The organism is Haloarcula taiwanensis (genome assembly GCA_002844335.1).
In the GTDB taxonomy this organism is placed as follows: Archaea; Halobacteriota; Halobacteria; order Halobacteriales; family Haloarculaceae; genus Haloarcula; species Haloarcula taiwanensis.
The window spans coordinates 2,916,912-2,943,635 of sequence record CP019154.1; the positions used below are offsets into that span (position 1 = coordinate 2,916,912).

The following is a 26,724-nucleotide window of genomic DNA, read 5'->3' on the forward strand; positions in this document are numbered from 1 at the left end:
ATGCCGCGAGACAGTGCGTGGCGTCGTGCACCCGGAACAACAGCACGCCGTTCAGTAGTTGGCGGCCTCGGGTGTCTTCGGCGAGTCCGTCGGCCGCAGCAGGTGGACGCGCCCGGCAAGAAACCCCAGCAAAAGGCCGGTGAAATGTGCGATAAGCGCGACGCCGGGGTTCGCGGTGGCAATCGTGATCGCGGCGGCGACGACGCCAGCCAGTGCCAGCTGGACGCGCGGCGCGAGTTCGAATCCGCCGATGACAGTGTCAGTCAGACGATTGGCGGCGAGCAGGTATCCGAAAAGCGCAAACACCGCGCCGCTGGCCCCGAGCACGGAGACGTGACTGACCATCCCGGGGACGAACGGGCCGACGAGGCCAGCTATCGAGACCTGTGAAACTCCGGCGAGTGCGCCGGTCGAGACGAAGAAGGCGTGAAACCGGAGTGGCGAAGTCCGGCGTTCGAGGACAGCGCCAGCGAGCGCCAGCCCGACGGCGTTTGCGAGGAGGTGGGGCAGGCCAGCGTGTGCATACACGTTGGTGACAAGCGTCCAGGGACGGCTGAGCAGCGGAGGAGAAAGGGCGAACAGGCTCCGCGGCGCGGCCACTACGCCGACGGCCTGCTGTGCGAGGAACACAGTACAGATGACGGCCAGCGTGACCACGGTTGGGCTTTGTCGCAGCGGCTTCATCTCGCTGATATTGTTGCCCTCGATACAAGAAACGCTCGGACGCCCCGAACCGTTGCAGAACGCATACGTGGCAGCGTGGCGTTACCTCGCGTATGTCCGAGCTAACTGACGCCCTCACTGCGGCGTTCGCAAACGAGACCGACGACGACATCGCACAGGCAGCCGCCGAAAACATCGCCGACTTCGCCGAGGAATACGACGAGGACTTGACGAGCGACCGCGTCACCGACCTGCTCGCGGACGCACCCTACGACGGGTTCCAGCGCCGGTTCAACTGGGTCGTCGGCGAACTCGCCGCCGAGAGCGAAGACTGCACCGACTCCCGGGAGTTCCGCATCGACGGCTTCGGCGACCTCGCGGCCGACCCCGATATCGGGACCTGAGCGGGCCATGCCCGGCGGAACCTACACGCTGGTACTCCAACGGGACGCCCGTGGACCGATTACGGTCGGCGCGCTTGGCGAATTCACGTTCCCGGCGGGCTGGTACGCCTACACTGGGAGCGCGCTGGGCAGCGGCGGCTTCGGCCGCATCGACCGCCACCGCGCGGTCGCCGCCGGCGACAACGACACCCGGCACTGGCATATCGACTATCTGCTCGGTGACGCAGCGACGACCGTCGAGCGGGTCGTCACAACCGAGGCCGACGTCGAGTGTGCCGTCGCCCGGCGGGTCGACGGCCCGACGGCCGAGGGGTTCGAGCGTATCGACGCTTTCGGCTGTTCTGACTGTGACTGTCGTTCGCATCTGATACACCACGCGCAGCGGGCACAGCTGGTCGGCGCGGTGACCGACGCCCACGAGGCCGTCCGCGACGCGCCCACAGACGAGTAGTCAGGAGATGTGAATCGCGGGCTTGTTCGGCCGTGCCTTGGCCGCGAGGTCGTCGTCGGGGTCGGCCCGCCGGACGACAACGTCACAGGCGAACTCGTCTTCGAACAGCCACGCGGCCTGCTGGAGCGTGTTGAGTTCGCGTTCGCCGTCGATAATCGGTTCCAGTCCCGCGCCGCGGTCGGCCAGGCGGTCGGCGAACTCGGCGGCCGCGTCACCGTGCTGTTTGATGTCTTCGTCGGCCATGATTTCGCCGACGATGGCGTCGTCGGGATCGGACTCGCGGGCGATCTCGTAGGCCCGGTACTTCCAGTCGGCGGCGACGACGAGTTCGATCTCGTTCGGTTCGTCGATGTCCACGACTTCCGTGATTTCGCGCACGTCGTCGAGCGTCCGCCGAACGACCTGCCGCTCGATGCGGTAGTTGTCAACGTCCCGGAGCGGTTCCGGCCACCGGCTCTCGGCGACGAGGCCGTCCTCGTCGAGCAGTTGCCACATCTCCTCGGCGAGGAACGGTGCAATCGGAGCAACCAGACGAGCGAGCACCCGCAGGCCGCGGCCGTAGGCGAACTGGTAGGGCCGGTCGTAGCCCGCGTAGCGCCCCAGAAGCCGTGCGAACCGCTGTATCTCGCCGATGACACGATGGAAGCGAAAGCGGTCGTACTCCTCGGTGACGGCCGCGATTGTCCGGTCGATTTCCCGCTCCAAGTACGCGTCGTGGTCGGTGCTCTCGGTGCGTGTCTCCGTTCGGTCGGTGTATTCCGTGACAAGGCGATACAGCGTCTGCTGGAAGTCGTAGGCCGTCGAGACGTCCTTCACGGTCCACTCGAAGTCCTGCGAGGGGTGGGCCGCCGAGAGGACGAACAGCCGCGTCGTCTCGGCCCCGTACTCGTGGGGCGCGATGTCGTTGCCCTTCGACTTGGACATCTTCTCGCCGCTGTGGAGCACCGTCCCCTGGTTGATGAGCCGCTCGACCGGTTCCTCGCGGTCCAGCAGGCCGATGTCCGACAGCGCCCGGGCGAAAAAGCGGATGTACAGCAGGTGGAGGACGGCGTGTTCCTCGCCGCCGACGTACACGTCGACCGGGAGCCACTCGTCGGCGGTTTGCTGGTCGAAGGGGGCGTCCTCAAAGTGTGGAGACAGGTATCTCAAAAAGTACCACGAGGAGTCGACGAACGTGTCCATCGTGTCTGTCTCTCGCACCGCGTCGGCCCCGCAGTCCGGACAGGTCGTCTGCTTCCACTCCTCGGCCGCATCGAGGGGATTTCCGGTCGTCTGGACGTAGTCGGGCAGTTCCACCGGCAGGTCCTCCTCGGGGACGGGGACGTGGCCGCAGTCGTCGCAGTGGACGATTGGAATCGGCGTCCCCCAGTAGCGCTGCCGGGAGATGAGCCAGTCCCGCAGGCGGTAGGTCACTGCGGACTCGGCGGCCTCGTGCTCACACAGGCGCTCGCGGGCGGCGGAACTGGCGAGGCCGTCGTACTCGCCGCTGCCCGTGAGCATCCCGTCGCCGGTGTACGGTGCGTGTGGCAGGTCCGTCCCGCTGCCATCGACCGGTTCGACAGCCCGCTGTACGGGCAGATCGTGTTCGTCGGCGAAGGCGTGGTCCTGTTCGTTGTGAGCGGGGACGCCCATAACCGCGCCCGTGCCCACGTCGTCCAGCACGTACGCCGCGACGTACACCGGCAGTTCCTCGCCGGTGTAGGGGTGTGTCGCGGTGAGGTCCGTCTCGACGCCGCTCATCCCGGTGTCGTCCGTAGTCGCCACTGATTCCACGTACTCGGCGACGGCCTCGTCCGCCTCGGCGAGCGCTCGGGCGAGGTCGTGGCCCGGAGACAGTGCCAGATACGTCGCGCCGTAGACCGTATCGAGCCGCGTCGTGAACGCCTCGACGGTGTCGTGGTCGTCGTGGTCAATGGAGAACGCGACGCGAGCACCTTCTTGTCGGCCGATCCAGTTGCGCTGGCTGTCCCGGACGCCGTCAGGCCACCCCTCCAGGTCGTCCAGCCCGTGATACAGCTCCTCGGCGTAGTCGGTGATGGCGAAAAACCACTGGTCGAGGTCGCGCTGCTCCACGCCGGTCCCGCAACGCCAGCAGACACCACCGTGGGTATGGCTGTGGCCGGTGCCGGCAATCGTCTCGCCTTCGTCGGTTTCCGGCGGCGTCTCGACCTGCGCGTCAGCAAGCACCGTCTCGCAGTCCGGACACCAGTTCACGGTCGCCGCGCCGTAGTCGACCAGCCCCTCGTCGTAGAACTGGGTAAACAGCCACTGGTTCCACTGGTAGTATTCGGGGTCGCAGGTCGTGATCTCCCGAGACCAGTCGTAGCCAAAGCCCATCTCCCGAAGGTCGTCTTTCATCTGGTCGATACACGTTCGGGTCCAGGACTCGGGGTCCGTGTTCCGTTCGTAGGCCGCGTTCTCCGCCGGCAGGCCGAAGGCGTCCCACCCCATCGGGTGGAGTACGTCGTCGCCGGCCATCCGCCGGTACCGGGCGTACGCGTCCGTGATGGCGTAGTTCCGGATGTGTCCCATATGCAACGAGCCGGACGTGTACGGGAACATCCCCAGTACGTACGTCGGGTCGTCAGCTTCAGCGGGGCACTCGAAAACGCCCTCGCGCTCCCAGGCCTGCTGCCAGTACTCCTGAACCCGAGCGTGGTCATATCGGCGCGACATTTGCTACCTCGTCCTGTGCCGGCGGCGCACATCAGTGTTCGGCTCTGAAAAGGGGCTGGCCCCAACGGGACTGCTATTGTGTACAGCCAGAAAGCCCCGGCTGTCATCGGACGCGCAGCGTCCGATTGCCCGCGAGAGCGCGCTCTTGCCCTGGCTGTTCGCATTACATAACTTTGTGCTACTGTTGCGGGCAGAAATAAGCCCAGAGAAGATTGTTTCTAGCTCATTCCTCGCCGGACTCGTAATGCTCACCCGCGGCTTCGGGCAGGCGAGTCTTGCCCACCAGAGCGAGCACGACGATGACGGCGACGAACGGGATCGTCTGGACCAGTGAGTCGGGGACAGCGATGACATCGGCCGTCTGGAGGCGCAACTGGACGGCGTCGAGACCGGCAAACAGCGTGGTCGACAGCAGCGCACCGACCGGGTTGTAGTTGCCGAACAGATAAGCGACGATGGCGATGAATCCCTTGCCGTTGACCATCGTCGGCCCGTTGCCGGTGAACTGGCCGATGTTGATGGCCAGCGCGGCCCCGCCCATCCCCGAGAGGACGCCGGAGAGGAGTACGGCGGCGTAGCGGACGCGTGACACGTCAACGCCGGCAGTGTCCAGTGCCTTCGGGTTCTCGCCGGAGGCCCGGACCCAGCGGCCGAAGGTGGTGCGGTTCAGCACGTACCACGACGCCGCCACGGCGAGGAACATAATATACACTGCGGGCGAGGCATCGAACAGCGCGCCGAAGAACGGGATGTCGGCCAGCCCCGGGACCGTTATCGTATCGAAGGTCCCGACGTTGCTAGTGTTTGGCCCGCCGTAGAACACCTGTGAGGCGAACGGCGCGAGGCCGAGCGCGATGAGCCAGACGGCCAGACCGGCGATGATCTGATCCGCGCGGAACTCGATACAGACGACGGCGAAGACGCCAGCGAGCAGCGTCGACGCGACGATGCCGATGAGGAACCCGAGCCACAGCGACCCGGTGGCGTCGGCCCCGAAGATAGCTGCGAACGCCGAGATGATGAGCAGCCCTTCGAGCCCGATGTTGATGATGCCGCTTTTTTCCGCAAAGATGCCACCGAGCGCGGCCAGCACGATTGGGACCGAGAGCCGTAGCGTCGATGACAGCGTCGATTTCGAGGCCAGCACCCAGAATATCTGCCCGGGGGTCGACGCCGGTGCCACGAGGCCGAACCCGGCGAGGACAGTCAGCGTGAGAAACGCCGCAGCGGCGATGAACAGTCGGCCTGACGCTGACGAAAGTCGATCCATGGTGCTGTCGTTAGTCATCAGCACCACCTCCGGCGGTCGCGGTGGCCGGACTGTCTGGCTCGCGCGTTGCGAGCCGCCGTCCGATGATACGGAAGAACTCCGGCATCGCGACGAACAGGATGATAAGCCCCCGGAGGACGCCGACCAACTGTGGCGGCACGTCGGTCGCGAAGGCCACCACGTTCGAGCCGGACTTGAGGACGCCAAAGAGCAGGGCAGCGAAGACGGCTCCAATCGGATTGTTGCCGGCAAGGATAGAGACGGTGATCCCGTCGAAGCCGTAGCTCGGAATGCCAGTCTGGAACTTTCCGAGGGTCATCATCACGAACACGGCCCCGCCGATACCGCCGAGTGCGCCGGACAGCGTCAGCGACGTCAAGATAGTCCGGGCGGAGTCGACACCGCCGTACTCCGCGGCTGCAGGCTGGATACCGGCGGTTCGCAGGTCGTATCCGAAGGCCGTGTGTTCGAGCAAGTAGTAGACGCCCCCGACGAACGCGAGCGCAATCAGCAGCGCGAGCAAGGAGAAGTCCGTCCGCGGGTCGAACAGGATCGAGGGGAACTGCCCCTCGACGGGCAGCGTCCGGGTCTGTGTCGCCTGACTCGTCGGGTCGGCGAAGTGGTTCCGGACGAGATACAGCGTTACCCGGACGGCGACGAAGTTGAGCATAATCGTCGTAATAACCTCGTTTGCGTCGGCATAGGCTTTCAGCGCGCCAGGTATCGCACCGTAGAGGCCGCCGCCGATTGCGCCGGCGAGCAGGCCGAGCGGAATAAACAGGACGAGCGCGATTGTTCCGGAGACTAGCGAACCAGCCCAGAGCACCGTCAGTGCGGCCGCCAGCGCGCCGATGATAAGCTGGCCCTGCGTCCCGATGTTGAAGATGCCGGCACGGAACGCTAATGCAACCGAGAGTCCGGTGAACACCAGAATCGTCGTCTCCCGAAGCGTCGCCGCGAACTGCGCGTTCAGCGGCGACCAGCCGCCGGCGAAGGGATCGCCCAGCGCGCCGAGGAACAGCCGGTTGAACACGTAGAACGGGTCGTAACACAGCGTCGTGGAACCGAACGTAAGTACCGGCGACCGGCACGTCGCCAGCAGTCCCGCGACGGTGACGATGACCGTTCCGACGACGATAGAGAGCAACAGCGCCGAGACAGCGATGAGGATACGCTCGCCGACAGAGGTCTGCCCCAGTCTGATGAGTTGCTGTCGGTACTGTGACCACCGGTCGTCCGCATCCGGCGTCGGCGGGTCGTCGCCGTTCCGCGACGGGTCGCTATCGCTCATTGGTGTCCCTCCCCGTCCGCCGCAATGGTCGGGGCGGCGTCAGGTTGCTGCCCGGCCATCAGCAGTCCGAGCTGTTCTTCGGTCACGCGCTCGGGATCGACGATGTCGACGATCTCGCCCTCGTAGACGACGGCGAGGCGGTCCGAAAGCGACTGGACCTCATCGAGGTTCGAAGAGATGAGCAACACGGCCCGGCCCGCTTCCCGGAGCGCGTTGATCTGGTCGTGGATGAACTCCATCGACCCCACATCCACGCCGCGCGTGGGGTGAGAGGCAACGACAAGACGCGGGTCCCGGGCGAACTCCCGGCCGACGACGAACTTCTGCTGGTTCCCGCCGGAGAGAGACTTCGCGTGAGCGTTGGCATCCGGCGGCCGAACGTCGTACTCTTCGATTATCTCCTCCGCGTGGTCGCGCGTGTAGTCCCAGTCGATGCGACCGTTCGAGGAGTAGTCAGGGGCGTGCTGGCTCCCCAGCAGGCCGTTCTCGACGAGGTCGAAGTCCATCACCAGCCCTCGCTCCTGTCGGTCTTCCGGGATGTAGGCCAGTCCGGCCTCGATGCGCTCCCGGCGGCTGTCGGTGGTCCGGTCGACGTCGTCGTATGTGATCGTTCCCTCGTCAGGCATCTGGAGCCCGGTAATTGCCTCGACCAGTTCCGACTGGCCGTTCCCGTCAACGCCAGCGATACCGAGCACCTCGCCGGCCCGGACCTCAAGCGAAATCCCGTCGACTGCGCGGACACCCCGGTCGTCCTCCACAACGAGGTCCGAAACCTCGAGGATAGACCGGCCCGGCTCGGCAGGGTCCCGGTCGAGGTCCAGCAGCACCTCTCGACCGACCATCATCTCGGCCAGTTCTTCCCGAGTGATGTCGTTGGCCGGCACCGTCCCGACGTTTTTCCCCTCGCGCAACACAGTGATTTCGTCGGCAGCCTCCATCGCCTCGCCGAGCTTGTGCGTGATGAAAATAATCGTCTTGCCCTGGTCGGTCAGCTCTTCGAGCACGCGAAAGAGATCTTCGACTTCCTGTGGCGTGAGTACTGCCGTCGGTTCGTCCAGAATCAAGACATCCGCGCCGCGATAGAGCGCTTTGAGGATCTCGACGCGCTGCTGGACGCCGACACCGACATCTTCGATTCGGGCGTCGGGGTCCACGTCGAACCCGTACCGCTCGGACAGTTCACGGACCTGTTTTCGGGATTGCTCGCTGTCGACCGTGAGACCGAGCCACTTGCGGGGCTCGTTCCCAAGCGTGATGTTTTCGGTGACGGTCATCGGATCGACCAGCATGAAGTGCTGGTGGATCATACCGACACCCTCGTCGATGGCGTCGCGCGGCGAGTCGAACTGCTGTGTCTCGCCGTGCACGTTGACCGTCCCCTCGGTGGGCTGGTAGAGCCCGTAGAGGACGTTCATCAGGGTGGTTTTTCCCGCACCGTTCTCGCCGAGCAGTGCGTGAACCGTCCCCTTCTCGACCGCCAGATCGACGTCGTCATTCGCGACTACCCCCGGAAACCGCTTCGTAATACCATCGAGGTGGACGGCCTGTTCCATACTCTGAGCCGTTACCGTCCCGGTGTTTTAACTTCACGGTTCCACATGTCTGCCAAAAATATGCGGCAACTGCGTGTGTGACCGCGAGGACTCATACGGACTGGTGTGGTTTATTTCAGGACAGTGTCAGTCGCAGAGCCTGGCATACCGGCACACTGTGCCACTGATCCGCCTCAGGCGTTTTCGGGGTCGGTCGGCACGCTGATGTCGCCGTCGATGATGCTCTGACGGACTTCCGACACCTCGTCTTTGACGCTCTGTGGGATTTCCGAGCCGAGCTGCTGGCCGTACACCGCTTCGACACCGTTCTGTTCGAGGCCGAGCGTGTTCACACTGCCGCCCTCGAAGTTATCGTTGACGACCGATTCGACCGACGTGTACACCGCGTTGTCGACGCGCTTGACCATGCTCGCGAGGATAACGTCGCTGAAGTTCTCTTTCGTGACCGACTGGTCGCGGTCGACGCCGACTGCGAAGCGCCCGGCCTCCTGGGCCGCACGGAACACGCCAGTCCCGGTGTTACCGGCCGCGTGGTAGACGATATCCGCACCGGAGTTGTACATCGAGAGAGCCGCCTCCTGGCCGCCCGATGGGTCGTTGAAGTCGCCGACGTAGGCTGTCTGGACATCGACATCCTCCTCTGCGTGCTTGACGCCGGCTTTGTAGCCGGCTTCGAAGCGGCCGATGAGGTCACCCTCGACGCCGCCGACGAAGCCGACGCTCGCGGAGTCACTCTGCGTGGAGCCGGCGCCAGCCGAGAAGTCCTGACTGGTCAGCTTCGCAGCCATCAGCCCAATGAGGAACGAGCCCTGATGCTCACCGAAGACGTACGAGCCGACGTTGTCCGATTCGACGACGGAGTCGACGATCATGAAGTTCTGCTCGGGGTACTGTTCGGCGTTCTCCGTGAGGGCGTCCGCCTGCAGGAAGCCGATACAGCAGACGAGGTCGTAGTCCGGGTTCGAGGACTGTGCGTACTGCTGCTGGAGGCTGCCGAAGTCCTGTACCGCTTCCGGCTGCGACTCGTCGTATTCGATGTTTAGCTCGTCTGCTGCCCGAATAGCACCGGTCTGGGCCTGGTCGTTGAACGACCCGTCGCCGAGTCCGCCTGTCGCGTACACCATTCCGATACGAGCGGCCGGACCACTGTCGCCGCCGTCTCCGCCGTCTCCGCCGTCGCCGCCGTCTCCGCCGTCGCCGCCGTCGCCACCGTCGCCGCCGCCAAGGCAGCCGGCTAACCCGATTGCAGTTGCGGTACCAACACTACTGATGAACGTGCGTCTTCGCTGTGACATGTCCCACCAGCGGTGTCGATAGGCGTTAAAGACTTCGGTGTCGCACATTAGCCACATCGGCGACAAACCATGGCAAGGCGGGCCGGTCACTGTTCGCTGTCGACGCCGCGGACATTTTATGTACTGGGTGTGAACGGCTGGCAATGACAGTCTGGTCGCGTTCACACAGCAACAACTGGCAGGCTCAAGCGGAGTTCAGCACGCGGTGACTACCGTCGTCTTCTGGGCGCTGGTCGTCCTCGCGACAGTCACCGGCCTTGTAACGGCCTGGACACTCGGTGCGAACAGCAACTCACCGCCGTTCGCCCCAGCCATCGGTGCAAACGCCATCTCGACGATGCGCGCCGCCTTCCTGATCGGCATCCTCGCCGCGCTGGGAGCGCTGACACAGGGTGGGAGCATCTCGGAAACAGTCGGGGCCGGTCTCATCGACGGCGTCGCAATCACCTCGCTGGCGGCAGTCGCCGGCCTGCTGACCGCGACTGGGTTCATGGCGTTCGGTATCTACTCGGGCTACCCCGTTCCGGCGGCGTTCGCGACGACGGGCGCGATGGTCGGCGTCGGCCTCTCGCTCGGCGGCGACCCCGTCTTCGACACCTACCGCCGCATCGCCACCTTCTGGCTGCTCGTCCCGCCTGTCTCGGGAAGCCTGGCCTATCTCACCGCGACTGTGTTGCGTCGGGACGACATCCCCGAAACGGTCGGCGTCCCGTTGCTCGCCGGCGTTGTCGGCGGTATCGTCGCCAACGTCCAGTTGAGCATCATCCCGTCGCCTGCCGGCACCGACCAGGGCTCGCTGGCCGGCTTCGCCGCGATGGTCACCGGGACGGATATCGCCGCCGTCGCCGCGACGCTGCTCGTCGCCGCCGGGAGCTTCTACTACATCCGCCTGCAGACACAGGCCTCCGTCGACAAGGGTATCAAGACGTTTCTGGTCGTTCTCGGCAGCGTCGTCGCCTTCTCCAGTGGCGGCAGTCAGGTCGGCCTCGCGACCGGGCCACTCGAAAACCTCTACGGTACCGAACTCGGCCTCCCCGGGATCGTGTTGCTGGCGCTCGGTTCCGTGGGTATCCTCGGCGGCGCGTGGATGGGTGCCCCCCGCCTGCTACAGGCGACCTCCCGCGAGTACGCACAACTCGGCGTCCGCCGCTCCATTGCGGCGCTGGTCCCCGGCTTCATCATCGCACAGGCCGCCATCGCGCTTGGCATCCCCATCTCGTTCAACAACATCATCATCTCCGGAGTCATCGGCGGCGGCCTCGCCGGCGGCTCCGCCGGGGTCTCGCGCCGGAAGATAGGCGTGACTGTCGGGTTCTGGCTCATCACGCTCGCCACCAGCGTCGTGATCGGCTTCGGCGTGTATCAGGGGCTGGAAGCCGTCCTCGGCAGCCAAGCGTGAGTCGCCGCGTGCTGTCTCCGAGTCGTCGGCGTCGGTGACTATCGGACGACCGTCACTGTCACTGGCGCTTCGCTGACGACCGCCGTCGCGACCGTTCCGAGCAACCGCCGGGCGATCTCGTTTCGCGTTCCACCGTGGCCACCCATTACCACCTGATCCACGTCGACCGCCTCAACGTAGTCCAGAATCGTTTCTGCCGGATCACCTGTCTCGACAGCCGTTTCGATCTGCTGGCCGACCTCGCTGGCCTGCTGTGCCGCCCGGTCGACGAGATTCGTGGCTCGCTCGTCAGCCGCCGCCCGGCGATCCGCGCCCGGTTCGAGCATCCCACCTTCGCTCATTCCCGTGTCGAGCGGCGCAACGACGTTCAGGACTGTAATCCGACAGTCAAACGTCTCCAGCGCGTACGTCAGCGCCTCGTCAGCCAGCGGTGACCCGTCCAGCGGGACGAGGACGTGTGTCGGTGTCATATGTTCTCTCTGGAAGGGAGCTACAAGTAGCCAGGGGCAAGCGAGGCGTTGCTGGTTCCGTCGCCACCAGAGAATAGTCCAGTAACAACGACGCTGTCGCTCACGAGTTGTTCGCCACAGAAATAGTCCATCCTGGATTCGAACCAGGGTCGAAGCCCCCAGAAGGCTTCAGGATTGGCCTCTACCCCAATGGACTGTGCGCACTCTACAGTATCGGGTGCCCCTTTGTAAGCGTTGCGCGATTCGGTCGGACATGAAGCGTGTCAGCAGCCCGCACAATACTATCGGGAAGACAACAGCGTAACGCCTACGCCAGACAGTGAGACATCGACAGCGCTTTTTTCGGGTGCTGTGCACACTCGCATATGTACGTTGGACGATTCGTCGTTGTCAGTCCCGAAGTCGGTGCGTACCGCGTCTCTTCGCGCTCGTTCCCCAACCGCCAGGCAGTCCAGCGCGACGGGACAGTGACCGTCGAGCCGACGCCGGACGCGCCGGAGACGGACAACCCATACATCTCCTACAACGGTGTCCGGGTCACCGAGCGCGGCGCGGTCGTCGGCAACGGCTCCCACGTCGACCCAATCGCCGAAAAGCTCGAACTGGGCTATCCAGCGCGGGACGCCCTTGCTGAACCGCTCCTGTCGCTCGACTTCGAGAAGGACGACTACGACACGCCGCGGGTCGCCGGTATCGTCGGTGTCGACGCGGCGGACCCAACGACGAACGCCGACGGGCCGGGCGCGGTCATCGGGACCGTCCGCCGGGACGCGCTGCTCGTCGAGGAGGTCACCGAACCGACGCTGGTGGCGACCTACGAGGAGAACAGTCCCACGGCGTTCGGCCTGGCCGCCACCGACGCGGACGCGGTGGCCCGCGAAGTGTACGGCCACGAGTACGAACACGCCGTCTGTTCGGCCGGTGTCGCGGGGTCGGCGGGTGAGTTCGACGTGGCAGTGTACAACGGAGAGTGAGGATGGCAGCGAACGCACAGCGGACACAGATGCTGAGCCGGGACCGACACTCAAGACCCCGCAGGGGGTAGACACGAACAATGAAACTCGGGATACTCTCTGATATTCATGGGAATCGGATAGCGCTCGCGGCAGTGCTTGCAGATATGCCGCCGGTTGACGGGCTAGTCTGTGCGGGCGATGTCGTCGGTTACAATCCCTGGCACGCCGACTGTGTCGACGCGATGCGCGGGCACACCGACGCGCTCCCTGCAGACGCTCCCTGGCCGACCGAAGCGGTCCCGACGGTGATGGGCAACCACGACCGTGCCGTCGCCGCCGAGACGCCGTTCGCGTTCAACGGGATGGCCCAGGCCGGCGTCGAACACGCCACGGAACAGTTGTCCGACGAGCAGATAGAGTGGCTGGCGGCACTGCCCGACGAGCGACTGGTGTGTGACGAGCGGGTGAAGCTCGTCCACGGCCACCCGGACGACCCGGACCACTACACATACCCCGAGGAGTTCGGGCCGGACCTGCTGGGTGACGAGGACGTGCTCGTGATGGGACACACGCACCATCAGCACCACGAAGTGTACGAGGACGGTGTCGTGCTGAACCCCGGCAGCGTGGGCCAGCCTCGCGACAGGGACCACCGGGCCGCCTACGCTGTGCTTGACCTCGCGGACCTGACTATCGAGGAGCACCGCGTGGCCTACGACACGAGCGCGGTTATCGATGCGGTTACCGACGCTGACCTGCCGCGGCAAATCGGTTTCCGGTTGACACAGGGCCGGTAGCCCGGGAACAGCACGTCGGCTGTCGTCGGTAGCCTGCAGATACTGCAGCGGGAGGAGGGGATTTATGTCCGTGACCGCTACTGTGTTGCGTGGCGTCTCCATTCGAGGTCCTCGGAATCACGCCGGACGCCGACGACGGGGAGATCGTCGACGCGTACCGCGAGCGGGTAAAAGAGGCACACCCGGATCAGGGCGGGTCGGCGGCCGAGTTCCAGGCAGTCAAGACAGCCTACGAGCGACTGCAGAACGGGTACGAGCCCGGAGACCCCCTGCCCGACGAGGCGTCAGAGTCCGAATCCGAGGCCGAGGAGGCCCCGCCGGAACCGGACGACCCGATGGTAGAATTTCTCAATTTCGAGGTGCTCGAAGACCACGGCTGGGCACTGGAAGACGAGGACCTGTTCGCGAAAGCCGCCGACGCGAACCTGCAGTCGACTGATTTCGGGCGGTTCTACGTCGACCCGAACGACACGCTGCTTGAAGCGGCCGAAAAGAACGGCTTCGCGTGGCCGTTTGCCTGCCGTGGCGGCGCGTGCACGAACTGCGCGGTGGCAGTCGTCGAAGGCGAGATGCCGTCGCCGGCGAGCCACATTCTCCCGCCGGACCTCACCGAAAAGGGGATTCGCCTGTCGTGTATCGCCGCACCGGTGTCTGACGACGCGAAGATCGTCTACAACCTGAAACACCTCCCCGAAGTGAGCGAACTGTTGCTGCCCGCGAGCCGGTTCGAGCAGGCCTCCTCAACCGATTAAAAAGAATTCAGCGGTCAGAACACGTCCTGTACGAGCGAGAGGGCCTGTTCACGGTCCTCCCACGGAACGAACACGGAGACCGATGTTGCGGACGTAATCACGTCGTAGAGATGGATGTGCGCGTCGGCAAGCGGTGCGACGACCTGGTGAGCCAGCGCCGACTGGCTGGGGTCGCCGCCGGTGACGCGGATGACGGCGATATCGTCCTCGACAGTGACTGACGAGAGCGTCTCGTCGTCGACGATACGGGCGTGCAGCAGTGCTTCGGCCTCCTCGGCGTCGTCTTCGTCGACGTAGAACGTCAACGAGTCCATGCCCGAGGAATTGGCCTCGATGTTGATCTCCTCGTCAGCGATAGCGCCCGACAGGTCCGCGAGGATGCCCGGGCTGTTCCGGATAGCGCGACCGGCGACGGTCACGCAGGCGATTGGCTGTTCCTGCAGGTCGATCAGGTTCTGGAACTCGCCTTCTATTGAGGTGCCGCCGGAGAGCAGGTCGCCGTGCTGGTAGTGGACGACGCGAACACCGAGGTCGTCGCTCTTGTACGACAGCGCCGACGGCGCGACCACCTCGGCTCCGCGGAACGACAGCGAACGGAGTTCGTCGACGGATATTTTGCCGACGTTCCGAGCACCCTCGACGACCCGTGGGTCCCCGGTCATGACGCCCTCGACGTCGGTGACGATGACGACTTCGTCGGCGTCCATGTAGTCGCCCATCATCACGGCGCTCGTATCGGAGCCGCCACGGCCAAGCGTCGTCACGTTGCCTTGGTAGTCCTGTGCGAGGAAGCCGGTGATGACCGGGACGACGTCCTTGAGCTGGCCGGCCAGCGCGTGGGCGCGCTTCTGTGTCTCCTCGACGTCGACCTCGCCGTACTCGTCGGTGATGATCGGCCAGTCCTCGCTGCCGGGTTCGAGGAAGACCGCCTCGATGCCCCGGGCTGCGAGCGCGCCCTTGAGCATGCGGACGGAGGTCCGTTCGCCCATCGAGACGATTTCCGCGCGGTCCGCGGAGTCGGCGTCGTAGTTGATCTCATCGAGCAACTCGTCGGTCGTGTTGCCCATCGCCGAGGCGACGACCGCGACCTCGTGGCCCTGCTGGACGGCAGCGGCAATCGAGTCCGCGGCCCGGTTGATTCGGTCGCCGCTACCGAGACTCGTCCCACCGAACTTGGCGACTACGCGCATGCTACCACCGTGCCCGTGTGTACGTGAACCATTGCCCTCGCGTTATCCGTCGCTCGGGATAACTGTGTTCATCTGTGACCGCGTCTCACTGTCGACAGCGGCAGTAGATTCCGTCGTGCGAAGCCCTGTTGGCGCGAAGGCGGGGACAGTCCGGAGCGTCCGACACACCGTTTATTTGCGTGGGGTTCCCACGCACATGTATGGATATCCGCGACGCTATCGAAGACGACGCCGAACGACTGGCCGCCCTCGCTGACGGGCCGCCGGACGTGATGCGAAACCTCGTCCACGACCGTACCGTCCGCGTGGCCGAGGAAGACGACACCATTGTTGGGTTCGTGAGTTTTGACGCCGAGCGTGGGACCGTCCACGTGACGCAACTGGCCGGGTCAGGCAACGCCTGTGAGAAGCTCCTGACAGACCCGATTGAGTTCGCACGTCGAGAACACATGACCGTCGAACTCCTGCTCCCGGAAGACGAATCCGAAGTCCGAGCCGCCGTCGAGGCCGTCGGGTTCGCCTCGACCGGAAACGGTCCCCGGTTCGATGGGCAGGCGACGACACGCTACCGGCTGGAGCCAGAACGGGCGGAGCACTGACCGAGTCGAGACGTCTCGTCGCCGTCCTTCTACGAACGGAATTTGCGGTAGAGATACGCGATGCCGAAACCGCCGGCGACCAGTGCCGGGACCAGCGGCGCGTCGGCGGCCTTCGACACCTGTCGCCGAACCGTTCCGGTGACCGACGACGGTTCTTCGATGAGGTCCAGCACGGCCTCAGTGCTGTTTGCGACCGGCTCCGGCTCGTTCCCGGCTTCGGCGGCTGCCTCGGGGTCTTTGAGGAGATGGCCCGTGGTCAGGCAGACGACCGACTCGTCGCTGTCGACCTCGCCCTCCTCGCGGAGTTTCCGGAGACCGGCGACGGATGCCGCAGAAGCCGGTTCGACGCCGACGCCTTCCCCGGCGATGTCGCGCTGCGCTTCAGTAATTTCCTCGTCGGAGACGGCCACCGCAGTACCGCCGGTCTCCCGGATGCCCGGCAGGGCCTTCGGCGCGTTGACCGGATTGCCGATGCGGATGGCGGTCGCGCGGGTCTCGACGTCGTCCCAGCGGCGGGTGTCCTCGTACCCCTCCTCGATGGCTTCGACCATCGGAGCGGCCCCCTCGGCCTGGACGCCGGTGAGTTTGGGCACCTGGTCTTCGGTTATCGCGCCGGCCTCGACGAGTTCGCGGAAGCACTTGTACAGCGCCGCGGTGTTGCCGGCGTTGCCGACCGGCAGGACGATGCGGTCCGGGTACTCGCCGTGGTCGGCGTAGAACTCCTCCATGATTTCCAGCCCGATGGTCTTCTGACCCTCCAGTCGGAACGGGTTCAGCGAGTTCAGCAGGTAGGCCTCGCCGCGGGCGGCGAGGTCCTGCACGATGTCGAGACACTCGTCGAAGTTGCCGTCGACTTCGAGAATCCGGGCGCGGTGGAGGCTCGCCTGCGCGATCTTGCCGGCCGCGACCTTCCCTTCGGGCAGGAGCACGAGCGTCTCCATGCCGCCGCGTGCGCCGTAGGCCGCAAGCGCCGCGGAGGTGTTGCCGGTCGAGGCACAGGCCAGTCGGTCGACACCGACCTCCTGAGCGACCCGGACACCGACGGTCATGCCGCGGTCCTTGAACGAGCCGGTGGGATTCATCCCCTCGTGTTTCACGCGGAGCGCGTCGACGCCGATGTCGTCTTTCAGGCGGGGCATCTCGTGCAGCGGCGTGTTGCCCTCGGGGAGCGTGACGCCTTCCTCGAAGGGCAGGGCGGCGTTGTACCGCCAGACCCCCGAGCCCTCGAACTCGTCGAAGGTCGGCAGATCGTCGTAGCGGACCTCAAGCAGGCCATCACAGTCGTCGCAGGTGTAGCGAATCGCGTCGAACGGAGCGAACGTCTCACCACACTCGATGCAGGCCAGCCAGACGCCGTCGTCGGCAACCGGCGGCACGTCGTCGGTGAGTTGCAGGTCAGCCATTGTCGGGACCATGCTCCCAGTATGCAAAAGTCGGACGGTTGCCGGCCGTACGCCCGACTCACTCGCCGGGGCTGGCGTCGAACTCGTCGATGCGGTGGTGGACCGCGGCGGTCCACTCCTCAAGCGTCTCGTGCATCAGTTCGCGGGCCTCCGACAGCGGTGTCGCGGTGTACTGGTACACGTGGCCACCGCCGTCGAGGAGGCGTCGTTTCCGCGTCGCAAGCCCCTTCTCGCGGAGCGTCGACAGCGACCGGTTGACGTTCGAGCGGTCCCGGCCGAGTTCGTCAGCGAGTTCCTCGACAGTGCTTGCTGGTGCCTCAAGCAATGTCTGATACGTCCGTACCTCGTGTTCCTGAACACCGAAGACTGAGGCCATCACATCCGAAAGCTTCGGTTCGTCGTCGACCATCAGCTCGTGGGACTGGTCCGGAGAGGGGTTGACAGACATACCAGGCTGTACTGTGTGGACTCGGATAAACAGGGCCGTTACCTCGACCTCACCGGCCCGGAACCGGCGCTGAGCGGACGCGGAGCGGGCGGTCGGGTCACCAGCAGTCCTGTGTGAAACGTTGCCAACCAAACCGAAAAGGGCAGTGTTTCGGGTGGAAAACTGCCCCGGAACGGTCGTCGACACCGCCGGGCCAACCGCCACTCCCACTCGGGGCCCAAACGCTAACCACGAGACGCCCGTGGGTCTGACCATGGGTTCGGGACCACTCTCAGAGACAGCCACACTCGTTACCGGAGCGAGTTCGGGTATCGGCGCGGCAACCGCTCGGAAGTTGGCACGCGACGGAGCCGACGTAGCACTGGTCGCCCGCCGGGAAGACCGCCTCACTGAACTGGCCGACGAAATCACCGCCGAGCACACCGTCGACACCCAAGTGGTGCCGGCCGATGTTAGCGACCGGACGCAGGTCACGGCCGCTGTCGAGTCCACCGTCGACACGCTCGGCTCGCTCGACGGCGTCGTCGTCAACGCCGGAGTCGGCCGCGGCTCGGACGTGGAGACGCTGTCCGACGAGCAGTACCGGACGATGATGGAGGTCAACGTCGACGGCGCGTTCTACACCGCCCGCGAGTCGCTGCCGCATCTCCGTGCTGGGGCAGGGTCACTCGTGTTCGTCGGGAGCTTCGCCGGCCAGTATCCCCGGCCGTTCAATCCTGTCTACGCCGCGACGAAGTGGTGGCTCCGCGGGTTCGCCCACAGCCTCGCCGGGCAGGTCGGCGACGACGATATCGGCGTCACCGTGGTCAACCCTTCAGAAGTCCGGTCTGAGTTCGGCTCCGAGGACGGAACCTCGTTCAACGAGCGGTTCGAACCGGGTGAGGTGACCGAACCAGAGGAGGTAGCCGACGCTATCGCCTTCGCTATGCGACAGGAGCCACCGACGACGATAAACAGCATCGACGTGTTCCGACGGGACAAATTTAGTCACTTTTAGCCCACCACCTTTTTCAGCGTCGGGTTCGCGCGAAGCGCTCCTCGAAAAACGTGGGCGAAAAAGGCGCGAATCGCAGAGCGATTCGCGTGAAACCGCGCGCCGACGGCGCGCGGTACAGCGGGCTCGCCACAGACCGCCTCCGCCCGGCTAACCGTTCTAAATGTTCGGGCCGGTTCTACGCCTGCTCAGACAGCCACACGAGTAGCCCTTTCTGGGCGTGCAGCCGGTTCTCCGCCTGGTTCCAGACGACGGCGTTCTCCGACTCGATGGCGTCGTCGGTGACTTCCTCGCCGCGGTGGGCGGGGAGGCAGTGCATGAACGGGCGGTCTCCGAGCAGGTCCCTCGTAATCTGGAACCCCTCGAAGTCCGCCAGTTTCTGCTCGCGTTTGTCCTCCTGGCCCATGCTGACCCACACGTCAGAGTACACCACGTCAGCGTCAGCGACGGCCGCTTCGGGGTCGTGGGTGGTCTCGGGCGCGTTGCCGAAGGCGGCGGCGCGGTCGGCCACGTCGTCGGCGATGCCGTAACCCTCCGGCGTGGCGACGGTCAGGTCCAGCCCGACCATCGCCGCGCCGATGACGAACGACTGGCAGACGTTGTTGCCGTCGCCGACCCACGCCACGGACACGTCCTCGAAGTCGCCGAACTCCTCGCGGACGGTCAGCAGGTCGGCCAGCGTCTGGCAGGGGTGGGCGTCGTCGGTCAGGCCGTTGATGACTGGCACGTCGGCGTACGCGGCCAGTTCCTCCGCGTCGGCGTGGTCGAACACGCGGGCCATGATGAAATCGACGTAGCGGCCGAGCGCGCGGGCGGTGTCCTTGACCGGTTCGCCGTGGCCCAGGTGGATGTCGTCGGGGCCGAGAAAGACGGCATGGCCGCCCAGTTGCGTCATGCCCGTCTCGAAGGAGACCCGGGTCCGCGTCGAGGGTTTCTCGAATATCATCCCGAGCGTCTGCTGGTCAAGCAGGTCACTCGTGCTTCCCTCGCCGTGGTCGGCTTTGATGGCCGCGGCGCGGTCGAGGACGGTGGCCAGTTCGTCGGTCGTGAGGTCATCGACGTCGAGTATATCCATGTCAGTCCTCCAGCATGCGTTCGGTCGCGGTTTCGAGCACTGCAACGGAGCGGTCGTACTCGTCGAGCGGGAGGTGCTCGTTCGGCGCGTGGTCCAGATCAGAGTCGCCGGGTCCGTAGGTCACCATCGGACAGTCCCACGCCTTCGCGTAGACGTTCATGTCGCTGGTGCCGGTCTTGCGAAGTAGTGTGGGCTCGCCACCCTGCTGCCGAATCGCGGCCCGGAACGCCCGGGCGGCGCTGGTTCGGGGGCTCTGCATCACCGGCTCGACCTTGTCGTCCCAGTTGACCGTGCCGTTCTCCAGAAATCCGTCGGCGATTTCGCGGATCTCGCTGGTACTGTACTCCGGCGGGACCCGCAACTGGACGTCCATCGTCGCCTCGACGCTCAGCCCGTCGGTCGACGTGCCGCCCTTGAACTCGACCGGCTTGCAGGTGACGCGCTCGAAGACGGGGTGCCACTCGTCTTTGGCGAACTCGTCTTCGACAGCGGTCCACCAGTCGATGGCGTCCTGAATGGCGTTGTTCTCCGGGCGCGAGGAGTGGCCGGACTCGCTCGTCGCGACGTAGGTCCCGGCCAGCAGACCGCGGTATCCCAGCGTGATGCCCTCCCAGCCGGACGGCTCGCCGTTAATGACGGCCCCCGGTGCCGACTCGCGGTCCTCGACGAGGAACCGGGCACCGGTCGAGTCGACCTCCTCACCGACGACGCCGACGAAGGAGGCCCCGGTGCGGACGGCCGCGACGGCCATCGCACACAGCGGCCCCTTCGCGTCGACGCTACCGCGGCCCCACAGCACGTCGCCCTCGTCGGTCTCCTCGACGCGGACCGGGATGTCGCCCGGCACGGTGTCGATGTGGGAGGTGAGGAGGACGCTGTCGTCGGCGGGCGCGCGGACGTTGCCGACCTCGTCGAGCCACGCCTCGCGGTCGTGGGACTCGAAGAACTCGACGAGTCGCTCGGCCGCCTCCGCCTCGTTCCGCGAAACCGATGGGATACGGACAACTGCTTCGAGTAGGTCGCGGGCCTCTGTGTCGGCCTCGCGCGTCGCGGCTTCGCTCATCCCACCACCTCCGCCATCGCGTCGACGACGGCGTCGGCGTGGGCCTCGTCGATGGTCAGCGGCGGGAGCAGGCGGACCACGGTGCGGCCGGCCGGCAGCGCGAGCACCTGGTGGTTCAGGGCGAGCTTCTTCAGCGCCGCGTTCGCGCCGCGGCCGACCTCGACGCCTATCATCAGGCCCTCGCCGCGGATGTCCCGCACGTCGTCGCCGATGGTCGCTTCCAGTTCAGTCAGGAGGTAGTCGCCCATCACGGCGGCGTTACCCGGCACAGAGTCCTCAATGATAGTCGAAACGGTCGCGCCGGCAGCGGCGGAGATGACCGGCCCGCCGGAGAACGTCGAGGCGTGGGAGCCGTAGTTCTCGGCGATCCAGTCCCGACACAGCGTCGCACCGATGGGGAGGCCGTTTCCGAGGCCCTTCGCCGCGGTTATCATGTCCGGCGCGACGGCGGCCCGCTGGGAGTTCCACAGCGCGCCGGTCCGTCCCATACCGGTCTGGACCTCGTCGAAGATGAGCGCCGCCCCGGCGTCCTCGGTAATCTCCCGGGCATCTTCGAGGTAGCCGTCGGAGGTGGGGTTGATGCCGCCCTCGCCCTGGACCGGTTCGACGATGAACGCGGCGGTGTCCTCGTCGACGGCCTCGGCCAGCGCCTCGCTGTCGTCGTAGGGGACGAACTCCACGTCGCCGATGAGCGGCTCGTAGGGCTTCTTGTACTTGTCCTTCCAGGTCGTCGCCAGCGCGCCCATCGTCCGGCCGTGGAAGCCCTGCATCGTCGCGACGATTTTGGAGTTCCCCGTGGCCGAGCGGGCGAACTTCAGCGCCGCCTCGTTGGCCTCGGTCCCGGAGTTACAGAGCCAGGTCTTGTCGATGGGGTCCGGCGCGGTGTCGGCGAGCAGGTCGTACAACGCCGTCCGCTCGGCGTTCGGGTACGACGCCTGGACGTACGTTATCTTCTCTAGCTGCTCGCTGACGGCGCTCTGGACCGCCGGGTGCTTGTGTCCCAGCGGGACACAGGCGTAGGACGCGCCCATGTCTAGGTACTCTGTGCCGCTGTCGTCGTAGACGTAGGCACCGTCGCCGCGTTCGATCTGGATGGGTTTCTCGTTGAAGACGAATCCGCTCATTGTTCCTCCGTCGCTGTCTGGTCTGTGTCCTGTTCGAGTGCGCTCGCGTAAACGTGGGTGCCGCCGCCGTCAAGCGCCGAGTGAATCGGTGACTCGGCGTTGGCGTCAGCCACGACCGCCTCGGTCGCGCCGCCGTCGAGGGCCTCCTCGACGGCCATTATCTTCCGGCCCATGAAGCCCTCGGCCGCGTCTTCGAGGGCGTCCCAGTCGGCCGCCGTCTCGACCGATTCGATTAGCGTCGACGGGTCGTCGGGGTCCGCGTAGACGCCCTCAACGTCGGTCAGGAGTACCAGCGTCGCGTCGAGTTCGCCGGCAATCGCCGCGGCCGAGCGGTCGGCGTCGGTGTTGACAGGAATGATTTCGTCATCGTCTTTGCCGGCCATCGGCGGAGCCGCGACGGGCGTGTATCCGTCGTCGAGCAGCGTCTCCAGCAGGTCGCCGTTGACCTGCTTGATCGTGCCCGAGTGGTCGCCACGGCGGATTTTCTTCGTGCCGTCCTCGACGACCCGCACCGCGGACTTCCGTGGTCCGTAGAGCAGTTTGCCGTCGACGCCGTTGAGACCGACCGCGTCGACGCCCTCGCTCTGGAGCCCGGCGACGAGCTGGGTGTTGAGGTGACCGAAGGCCATCTCGAACACCTCCATCGTGGTCTCGTCGGTGAACCGGCCGACGACGCCCGACGGCGTCTCGACGTACTCCGGTTCGACGCCGAGCCGTTCGAGCGTCTTGTCGACTTTGGTCGAGCCGCCGTGAACCACGACGACCCGCTCCCCGTCGGCCACTAACGATGCCACGTCCGCAAGCGCCCCCGCGGGGTCGACCGCGCGAGCGCCACCGACTTTGATAACGACTGTCATAGAAAATCACTCCAGGGGTTACGGTGCGCCGACGGGGTGGAGCCCCTGGAACTCCAGGCCCGCCGTCTCTTCGATGCCGAGGGCGACGTTGGCCGCGTGAACGGCCTGTCCCGCCGATCCCTTCATCATGTTGTCGATGGCCGAGAACACGACCAGTCGCTTGTTGCCGGGGTCGAGTTCGAAGCCGACCTCGGCGCGGTTCGTGCCCGCGACCGACTTGGGTTCGGGGTAACGGTAGACGCCGCCACCGCCGGCGACGAGTTCGACGAACGGTTCGTCCTCGTACTCGCCGCGGTAGGCTCCCCAGAGGTCGCCCTTCGAGACGGGGCCCTCGGGGAAGACGTGACAGGTCGCGCTCGCGCCACGAATCATGTCCACCGCGTGGACGGTGAAGGACACGTCGATGCCGAGGAACTGCTGAATCTCGGCCTCGTGGCGGTGGCCCGTGGGCGCGTACGGGCGGACGACGCCCGAGCGCTCCGGGTGCGAGGAGGCCTCGCCGCCGCCGGCCCCGCCCTCGCTGGAGCCGACCTTCACGTCGACGACGACCTGCTCGTCGCCGCTCAGGATGTCGGCCTCGAACAGCGGGAGCAGGCCAAGAATCGTCGCCGTGGCGTTACAGCCGCCGGAGGCGATGAGGTCCGCGCCGTCGAGGTTCTCGCGGTTGAGCTCCGGCAGCGCGTACTCGCTCTCTTCGAGCAGGTCCGGGCGCGTGTGCCCGTCGTACCACTCGTCGTACTGGGCCTCGGAGTTGAGCCGGAAGTCCGCCGAGAGGTCGACGACCGTGCCGGCGGCCTCCTGGAAGCGGTCTATCTGCTCCATCGAGACGCCGTGGGGCGTCGCGGCGAACAGCACGTCCACCGACTCCAGGTCCTCCGGCGAGGAAAAGCGCAGGTCCGAGTGCCGGAGGTTCGGATGGGAGTGGCCAACGGTCTTGTTCTCTTTCGAGCGGCTTGTCGCCTGGGCCAGTTCGAACTCGGGGTGGCCATCGAGCAGGCGGAGCAGTTCCCCGCCCGTGAAGCCGGAGCCGCCGACGACGCTTGCCGTGTAGGTCACGCGAGCCACCTCCAGTGGCGAGCGTGATGTCGCTGGTCGCAGCCCGCGGTGCGAAGCGAGCTGGAACGTCCAGCGGAAGTCATGCCGTCACCTCGGCGTCAGCCTCGGTCGCCGCCTTGGTTTCGAGCCAGTCGACGACCTTCGCGGGCACGTCCACGTCCGTGACCTCGTTCAGCGCCTTGAACTCGACTGTGTGGTTCACCTCGTGGACGGTGTAGTCGTCGAACTCGCGCGCTCGCGGCTGGTCGGCCTCGCTCTCCGCTACCCCGACCTCCATCAGGTCGATACCCAGCAGGCCGCCACCGACGGCGTCGGAGGCCTTCTCGACCAGTTCCAGCGCGCGGTCGTCCAGTTCGAACTCGGCGGTCTCTGCGCCCTTGGCGGCGTTGGTGAGCCAGTGGTCCGAGGAGCGGACCATCGCCGCGATGGGCTCGCCGTCGACGGCCAGCACGCGCATGTCGCGGCCGGGCTTTTCGACGAACTCCTGCACGTAGAATATCTTGTGCTCGTAGTGGCCGAGCGTCTCCTTGTGTTCGAGGATGGCCTCGGCGGCCGAGCGCGAGTCGATCTTCGCCATCAGGCGGCCCCAGGAGCCGACGACCGGCTTGAGGACGCAGGGGTAGCCGAACTTCTCGATTGACTCCAGCGCGGCGTCCTTGGTAAAGGCCACGTCGGTGTTGGGCGTCGGCACGCCCGCGGCCTCCAGCGCGAGGCTGTTGTTGACCTTGTCCGCACATGTGTCGGCGACCTCGGGGCCGTTGACGACCGGCACGCCGTAGGCCTGTGCGAACTTCGTCGCGTACACGCTGCGGCTGGTCGCCAGACAGCGGTCGACGACGATGTCCAGATCCTCGAAGGCCTCGGGGGCCTCGTGGATGTTGAACTGCTGTTTGCGAACGTCTATCTTCTCGATTTCGTGGTCGCGCTCGCGCAGTTCCGACAGGAGCAACTTCTCGTCCCGGCGGATACGCGAGTAGAGGAGTCCGACTTTCATACTGAGTCCTCCGTGGGTTCGCGGCTCGCGGCGTCGAGCGCCACGGTCACGTACGGCGTCGAGCGCCGCGCCACCGCGAACACCTCACTCACCCCAGTCCTCTTCGAGCTCGGGTGCGCTGTCGAGCTCGACGGGGTCGGCGCCGACGACTTCCAGTTCGGCACCGCAGGTGGCACAGTCAACGATCTCTCCGACTTCGAGGTTGTCGTGCAGGGACACGTCCGCCCCACACTCGATGCATTCTGCCATTGTAGTTCATCCTGTGACAGGGACACACTTAAAGCCTTCGAACATATCAGAATATTGAATTAGACATACCACGCTCTAATGGTATCAAAGCCCCATATCCGCCACGTCTCTGAGTTGTATATCAGAATTATGGTATAATTGTCCCACGAGGGGACGGTGGTCGCTCAGACATATCGGTCCACCTCCGTCTGGCGGCGGTCAGCCGCCTGTGAAACCGCCTGCCGGCGGGCAGTCAGTGCCTCGCTGTCGGCGGCGAGAGCGTCCTCAGCCACCGACACCTGCTCGACAACGGCGTCGGGATCCGGCCCGCCGCGAGAGTCCCGCATGGCGACACTTTCGGCGGGGTCGAGTGCGGCCACCAGCGCGTCGCGGTCAACGTAGGCTGACAGCGGCTCGCCCAGCACGTCCTCGGCGACGGCCGACAGCGCCGCGTAGTCGGGCGCGTCCTCGTCGGCCGCCAGCCCCGCCGCGGCCTCGGCGACGACCTCGTGGGCCGTCCTGAAAGGGACGCCGGCCATCGCCAGCAGGTCGGCCACGCCGGTCGCGGTGGCGAACCCGTCGGTGGCCGCAGCTACGAGGGTCTCGGCGGGCCAGTCGGCGGTCGCGACCGCGCCAGCGGCGACTTCCACACTCTCGGTGACGCTGTCGATGGCGTCCCAGGCGTGGCGGCCGGCACGCTGGAGGTCGCGGTTGTAGGCGCGAGGCTGGCCCTTGAGGTTGGTCAGCAGGCCGTTCAGCCCGGCGACGGCGTCGCCTGTGCGCCCGCGGACCAGTTCCAGTGTGTCGGGGTTCTTCTTCTGGGGCATGATCGAGGAGGTCGAGGCGTAGTCGTCGTCGAGGTCGACGTGGCCCTTGCTCGCCATCACGACCACGTCCTCGGCTAGCCCCGATAGGGTCGTCGCCAGCGTGGCGACGGCGCTGGTCGTCTCGACGAGGAAATCACGCGTCGCCGAGGCGTCCATCGAGTTCTCTGCGACGCCCTCGAACCCGAGGAGTGCAGCGGTACGCTCACGGTCCACGTCGAAGGGTGTCCCCGCAAAGGCGGCCGACCCCAGCGGGTTCTGGTTGACCCGCTTGTATGCATCCAGCAGCCGCGCGGTATCGCGCTGGAGTGCCTGTTCGTAGGACAGGACCCAGTGAGCGACTGTCGTCGGCTGCGCGGGCTGGAGATGCGTGTAGCCCGGCATCACCGTCTCGCGCTCGGCGCGAGCCACCTCGATGAGTTGCTCGCGGGCCCCGATAACGGTCTCCATGAGGTCCAAAATGTCCGCGCGCAGGCGGTAACGGATGCAAGCCGCCACCTCGTCGTTGCGCGAGCGAGCGGTGTGCATCTTCCCGCCCGACTGCCCGACGCGGTCGATGACGGCGCTCTCGATTGCCTCGTGGACATCCTCGCCGTCAGGCAGCGCACCGTGGCCGGCGTCCTCCACGTCCGCCAGCGCGGCCAGCACCTCGCCGGCCGTCTCGCGGTCGATGATCTCCTGTTCGGCCAGCATCACGACGTGGGCGCGGTCAACCGCGAGGTCGGCCGCGAAGATACGCTCGTCGTCCGACAGCGAGGAGAGGAACGACCGTGCCGGCCCGCCAGCGAAGCGGTCGCGGCGGACGACCGTCTCATCGCCGCCGTCCGCGTCTGCCGCGGCATCGCCGCGGTCCGCGTCCGCCGTCTCGTGGTCCTCGCCGTCGCTCATTCGC

At 65.9% G+C, this 26,724-nt stretch carries 26 protein-coding genes and 1 tRNA gene; 8 read left to right on the forward strand and 19 right to left on the reverse strand.

Annotation, left to right across the window (positions count from 1 at the left end):
* Positions 1–51 precede the first annotated feature (51 nt).
* Positions 52–657, reverse strand: coding sequence for a rhomboid family intramembrane serine protease (locus BVU17_14885; GenBank protein AUG48926.1), 606 nt, complete (start codon positions 655–657; stop codon positions 52–54).
* A 119-nt stretch (positions 658–776) separates the two neighbouring features.
* Here BVU17_14885 and BVU17_14890 point away from each other — a divergent pair, with 119 nt between their 5' ends.
* Both BVU17_14890 and BVU17_14895 read left to right on the forward strand, forming a co-directional pair.
* Positions 777–1,067 (forward strand): hypothetical protein, encoded by a 291-nt coding sequence (locus BVU17_14890; GenBank protein ID AUG48748.1) that lies wholly within the window; start codon positions 777–779, stop codon positions 1,065–1,067.
* Positions 1,068–1,074: 7 nt separating this feature from the next.
* Positions 1,075–1,518, forward strand: coding sequence for an endonuclease III (locus tag BVU17_14895; GenBank protein ID AUG48749.1), 444 nt, complete (start codon positions 1,075–1,077; stop codon positions 1,516–1,518).
* Here the strand turns inward: BVU17_14895 and BVU17_14900 are convergent, their stop codons facing one another.
* The 5 genes from BVU17_14900 to BVU17_14920 all read right to left on the reverse strand — a co-directional run bounded on the left by BVU17_14900 (position 1,519) and on the right by BVU17_14920 (position 9,603).
* Positions 1,519–4,194 carry a leucine--tRNA ligase gene (locus BVU17_14900; protein ID AUG48750.1) on the reverse strand — a complete coding sequence of 892 codons (2,676 nt, stop codon included), beginning with the start codon at positions 4,192–4,194 and terminating at the stop codon, positions 1,519–1,521.
* 223 nt (positions 4,195–4,417) lie between these two features.
* The gene (locus BVU17_14905; GenBank protein AUG48751.1) at positions 4,418–5,464 is read right to left on the reverse strand and encodes a ribose ABC transporter permease; all 1,047 of its coding nucleotides are present in this window, start codon (positions 5,462–5,464) and stop codon (positions 4,418–4,420) included.
* A gap of 10 nt (positions 5,465–5,474) precedes the next feature.
* On the reverse strand, positions 5,475–6,755 hold the full coding sequence (locus tag BVU17_14910) for a ribose ABC transporter permease (protein ID AUG48752.1): 1,281 nt from the start codon (positions 6,753–6,755) through the stop codon (positions 5,475–5,477).
* Entirely contained in the window at positions 6,752–8,308 is a 1,557-nt protein-coding gene (locus BVU17_14915) for a heme ABC transporter ATP-binding protein (GenBank protein AUG48753.1), read from the reverse strand. The genes BVU17_14910 and BVU17_14915 overlap by 4 nt, the downstream gene beginning before the upstream one ends.
* Before the next feature lie 173 nt (positions 8,309–8,481).
* The gene (locus BVU17_14920; GenBank protein AUG48754.1) at positions 8,482–9,603 is read right to left on the reverse strand and encodes a BMP family ABC transporter substrate-binding protein; all 1,122 of its coding nucleotides are present in this window, start codon (positions 9,601–9,603) and stop codon (positions 8,482–8,484) included.
* A gap of 205 nt (positions 9,604–9,808) precedes the next feature.
* Here BVU17_14920 and BVU17_14925 point away from each other — a divergent pair, with 205 nt between their 5' ends.
* Positions 9,809–11,002: an anion permease gene (locus tag BVU17_14925; GenBank protein ID AUG48755.1), complete on the forward strand. Its 1,194-nt coding sequence runs from the start codon at positions 9,809–9,811 to the stop codon at positions 11,000–11,002.
* 38 nt (positions 11,003–11,040) lie between these two features.
* On the opposite strand, the gene BVU17_14930 is transcribed toward BVU17_14925, so the two are convergent.
* Entirely contained in the window at positions 11,041–11,472 is a 432-nt protein-coding gene (locus tag BVU17_14930; GenBank protein ID AUG48756.1) for a universal stress protein, read from the reverse strand.
* Between the two features lie 123 nt (positions 11,473–11,595).
* Positions 11,596–11,668 (reverse strand) — tRNA-Gln (locus BVU17_14935).
* Between the two features lie 169 nt (positions 11,669–11,837).
* On the opposite strand from BVU17_14935, the gene BVU17_14940 reads away from it, so the two are divergent.
* From BVU17_14940 to BVU17_14950, 3 genes are all read left to right on the forward strand, one after another.
* Complete coding sequence (locus BVU17_14940) at positions 11,838–12,446, forward strand: IMP cyclohydrolase (protein ID AUG48757.1); 609 nt, start codon at positions 11,838–11,840, stop codon at positions 12,444–12,446.
* 80 nt (positions 12,447–12,526) lie between these two features.
* Positions 12,527–13,225 (forward strand): YfcE family phosphodiesterase, encoded by a 699-nt coding sequence (locus BVU17_14945; protein AUG48758.1) that lies wholly within the window; start codon positions 12,527–12,529, stop codon positions 13,223–13,225.
* A gap of 89 nt (positions 13,226–13,314) precedes the next feature.
* Complete coding sequence (locus tag BVU17_14950) at positions 13,315–13,977, forward strand: ferredoxin (GenBank protein ID AUG48759.1); 663 nt, start codon at positions 13,315–13,317, stop codon at positions 13,975–13,977.
* 14 nt (positions 13,978–13,991) lie between these two features.
* On the opposite strand, the gene BVU17_14955 is transcribed toward BVU17_14950, so the two are convergent.
* The gene (locus tag BVU17_14955; protein ID AUG48760.1) at positions 13,992–15,167 is read right to left on the reverse strand and encodes an aspartate kinase; all 1,176 of its coding nucleotides are present in this window, start codon (positions 15,165–15,167) and stop codon (positions 13,992–13,994) included.
* A 200-nt stretch (positions 15,168–15,367) separates the two neighbouring features.
* Here BVU17_14955 and BVU17_14960 point away from each other — a divergent pair, with 200 nt between their 5' ends.
* Entirely contained in the window at positions 15,368–15,766 is a 399-nt protein-coding gene (locus tag BVU17_14960) for a hypothetical protein (protein ID AUG48761.1), read from the forward strand.
* Positions 15,767–15,795: 29 nt separating this feature from the next.
* On the opposite strand, the gene BVU17_14965 is transcribed toward BVU17_14960, so the two are convergent.
* Together BVU17_14965 and BVU17_14970 are read right to left on the reverse strand one after the other, a co-directional pair.
* Positions 15,796–17,181, reverse strand: a complete 1,386-nt coding sequence (locus BVU17_14965; protein AUG48762.1) for a threonine synthase — start codon at positions 17,179–17,181, stop codon at positions 15,796–15,798.
* A 46-nt stretch (positions 17,182–17,227) separates the two neighbouring features.
* Positions 17,228–17,617, reverse strand: a complete 390-nt coding sequence (locus BVU17_14970) for a transcriptional regulator (GenBank protein AUG48763.1) — start codon at positions 17,615–17,617, stop codon at positions 17,228–17,230.
* A 253-nt stretch (positions 17,618–17,870) separates the two neighbouring features.
* On the opposite strand from BVU17_14970, the gene BVU17_14975 reads away from it, so the two are divergent.
* Positions 17,871–18,614, forward strand: a complete 744-nt coding sequence (locus BVU17_14975) for a short-chain dehydrogenase (protein AUG48764.1) — start codon at positions 17,871–17,873, stop codon at positions 18,612–18,614.
* A gap of 175 nt (positions 18,615–18,789) precedes the next feature.
* On the opposite strand, the gene BVU17_14980 is transcribed toward BVU17_14975, so the two are convergent.
* The 8 genes from BVU17_14980 to BVU17_15015 all read right to left on the reverse strand — a co-directional run bounded on the left by BVU17_14980 (position 18,790) and on the right by BVU17_15015 (position 26,720).
* On the reverse strand, positions 18,790–19,686 hold the full coding sequence (locus BVU17_14980) for an ornithine carbamoyltransferase (GenBank protein AUG48765.1): 897 nt from the start codon (positions 19,684–19,686) through the stop codon (positions 18,790–18,792).
* Position 19,687: 1 nt separating this feature from the next.
* Complete coding sequence (locus BVU17_14985; GenBank protein AUG48766.1) at positions 19,688–20,749, reverse strand: acetyl-lysine deacetylase; 1,062 nt, start codon at positions 20,747–20,749, stop codon at positions 19,688–19,690.
* Positions 20,746–21,873: an aspartate aminotransferase family protein gene (locus BVU17_14990; GenBank protein ID AUG48767.1), complete on the reverse strand. Its 1,128-nt coding sequence runs from the start codon at positions 21,871–21,873 to the stop codon at positions 20,746–20,748. The genes BVU17_14985 and BVU17_14990 overlap by 4 nt, the downstream gene beginning before the upstream one ends.
* Positions 21,870–22,730: an acetylglutamate kinase gene (locus tag BVU17_14995; GenBank protein ID AUG48768.1), complete on the reverse strand. Its 861-nt coding sequence runs from the start codon at positions 22,728–22,730 to the stop codon at positions 21,870–21,872. Before BVU17_14995 ends, BVU17_14990 begins: the two co-directional genes overlap by 4 nt.
* Positions 22,731–22,748: 18 nt before the next feature.
* A complete protein-coding gene (locus BVU17_15000) occupies positions 22,749–23,786 on the reverse strand; it encodes an N-acetyl-gamma-glutamyl-phosphate reductase (protein AUG48769.1) in 1,038 nt (345 codons plus the stop codon).
* 79 nt (positions 23,787–23,865) lie between these two features.
* Positions 23,866–24,780 (reverse strand): lysine biosynthesis enzyme LysX, encoded by a 915-nt coding sequence (locus BVU17_15005; protein AUG48770.1) that lies wholly within the window; start codon positions 24,778–24,780, stop codon positions 23,866–23,868.
* A gap of 84 nt (positions 24,781–24,864) precedes the next feature.
* Positions 24,865–25,029 carry a lysine biosynthesis protein LysW gene (locus BVU17_15010; protein ID AUG48771.1) on the reverse strand — a complete coding sequence of 55 codons (165 nt, stop codon included), beginning with the start codon at positions 25,027–25,029 and terminating at the stop codon, positions 24,865–24,867.
* 164 nt (positions 25,030–25,193) lie between these two features.
* Positions 25,194–26,720, reverse strand: coding sequence for an argininosuccinate lyase (locus BVU17_15015; protein ID AUG48772.1), 1,527 nt, complete (start codon positions 26,718–26,720; stop codon positions 25,194–25,196).
* Positions 26,721–26,724 lie beyond the last annotated feature (4 nt).

Coding starts and splice junctions, on each gene's coding strand:
- BVU17_14985 (AUG48766.1), bottom strand. CDS start 20,749: ATGAGCGAAGCCGCGACGCGCGAGGCCGACACAGAGGCCCGCGACCTA.
- BVU17_15010 (AUG48771.1), bottom strand. CDS start 25,029: ATGGCAGAATGCATCGAGTGTGGGGCGGACGTGTCCCTGCACGACAAC.
- BVU17_14905 (AUG48751.1), bottom strand. CDS start 5,464: ATGGATCGACTTTCGTCAGCGTCAGGCCGACTGTTCATCGCCGCTGCG.
- BVU17_14945 (AUG48758.1), top strand. CDS start 12,527: ATGAAACTCGGGATACTCTCTGATATTCATGGGAATCGGATAGCGCTC.
- BVU17_14990 (AUG48767.1), bottom strand. CDS start 21,873: ATGAGCGGATTCGTCTTCAACGAGAAACCCATCCAGATCGAACGCGGC.
- BVU17_15015 (AUG48772.1), bottom strand. CDS start 26,720: ATGAGCGACGGCGAGGACCACGAGACGGCGGACGCGGACCGCGGCGAT.
- BVU17_14965 (AUG48762.1), bottom strand. CDS start 17,181: ATGGTCCCGACAATGGCTGACCTGCAACTCACCGACGACGTGCCGCCG.
- BVU17_14930 (AUG48756.1), bottom strand. CDS start 11,472: ATGACACCGACACACGTCCTCGTCCCGCTGGACGGGTCACCGCTGGCT.
- BVU17_14980 (AUG48765.1), bottom strand. CDS start 19,686: ATGGATATACTCGACGTCGATGACCTCACGACCGACGAACTGGCCACC.
- BVU17_14940 (AUG48757.1), top strand. CDS start 11,838: ATGTACGTTGGACGATTCGTCGTTGTCAGTCCCGAAGTCGGTGCGTAC.
- BVU17_14995 (AUG48768.1), bottom strand. CDS start 22,730: ATGACAGTCGTTATCAAAGTCGGTGGCGCTCGCGCGGTCGACCCCGCG.
- BVU17_14910 (AUG48752.1), bottom strand. CDS start 6,755: ATGAGCGATAGCGACCCGTCGCGGAACGGCGACGACCCGCCGACGCCG.
- BVU17_14900 (AUG48750.1), bottom strand. CDS start 4,194: ATGTCGCGCCGATATGACCACGCTCGGGTTCAGGAGTACTGGCAGCAG.
- BVU17_14970 (AUG48763.1), bottom strand. CDS start 17,617: ATGTCTGTCAACCCCTCTCCGGACCAGTCCCACGAGCTGATGGTCGAC.
- BVU17_14975 (AUG48764.1), top strand. CDS start 17,871: ATGGGTTCGGGACCACTCTCAGAGACAGCCACACTCGTTACCGGAGCG.
- BVU17_14890 (AUG48748.1), top strand. CDS start 777: ATGTCCGAGCTAACTGACGCCCTCACTGCGGCGTTCGCAAACGAGACC.
- BVU17_14895 (AUG48749.1), top strand. CDS start 1,075: ATGCCCGGCGGAACCTACACGCTGGTACTCCAACGGGACGCCCGTGGA.
- BVU17_15005 (AUG48770.1), bottom strand. CDS start 24,780: ATGAAAGTCGGACTCCTCTACTCGCGTATCCGCCGGGACGAGAAGTTG.
- BVU17_14955 (AUG48760.1), bottom strand. CDS start 15,167: ATGCGCGTAGTCGCCAAGTTCGGTGGGACGAGTCTCGGTAGCGGCGAC.
- BVU17_14960 (AUG48761.1), top strand. CDS start 15,368: ATGGATATCCGCGACGCTATCGAAGACGACGCCGAACGACTGGCCGCC.
- BVU17_14920 (AUG48754.1), bottom strand. CDS start 9,603: ATGTCACAGCGAAGACGCACGTTCATCAGTAGTGTTGGTACCGCAACT.
- BVU17_14915 (AUG48753.1), bottom strand. CDS start 8,308: ATGGAACAGGCCGTCCACCTCGATGGTATTACGAAGCGGTTTCCGGGG.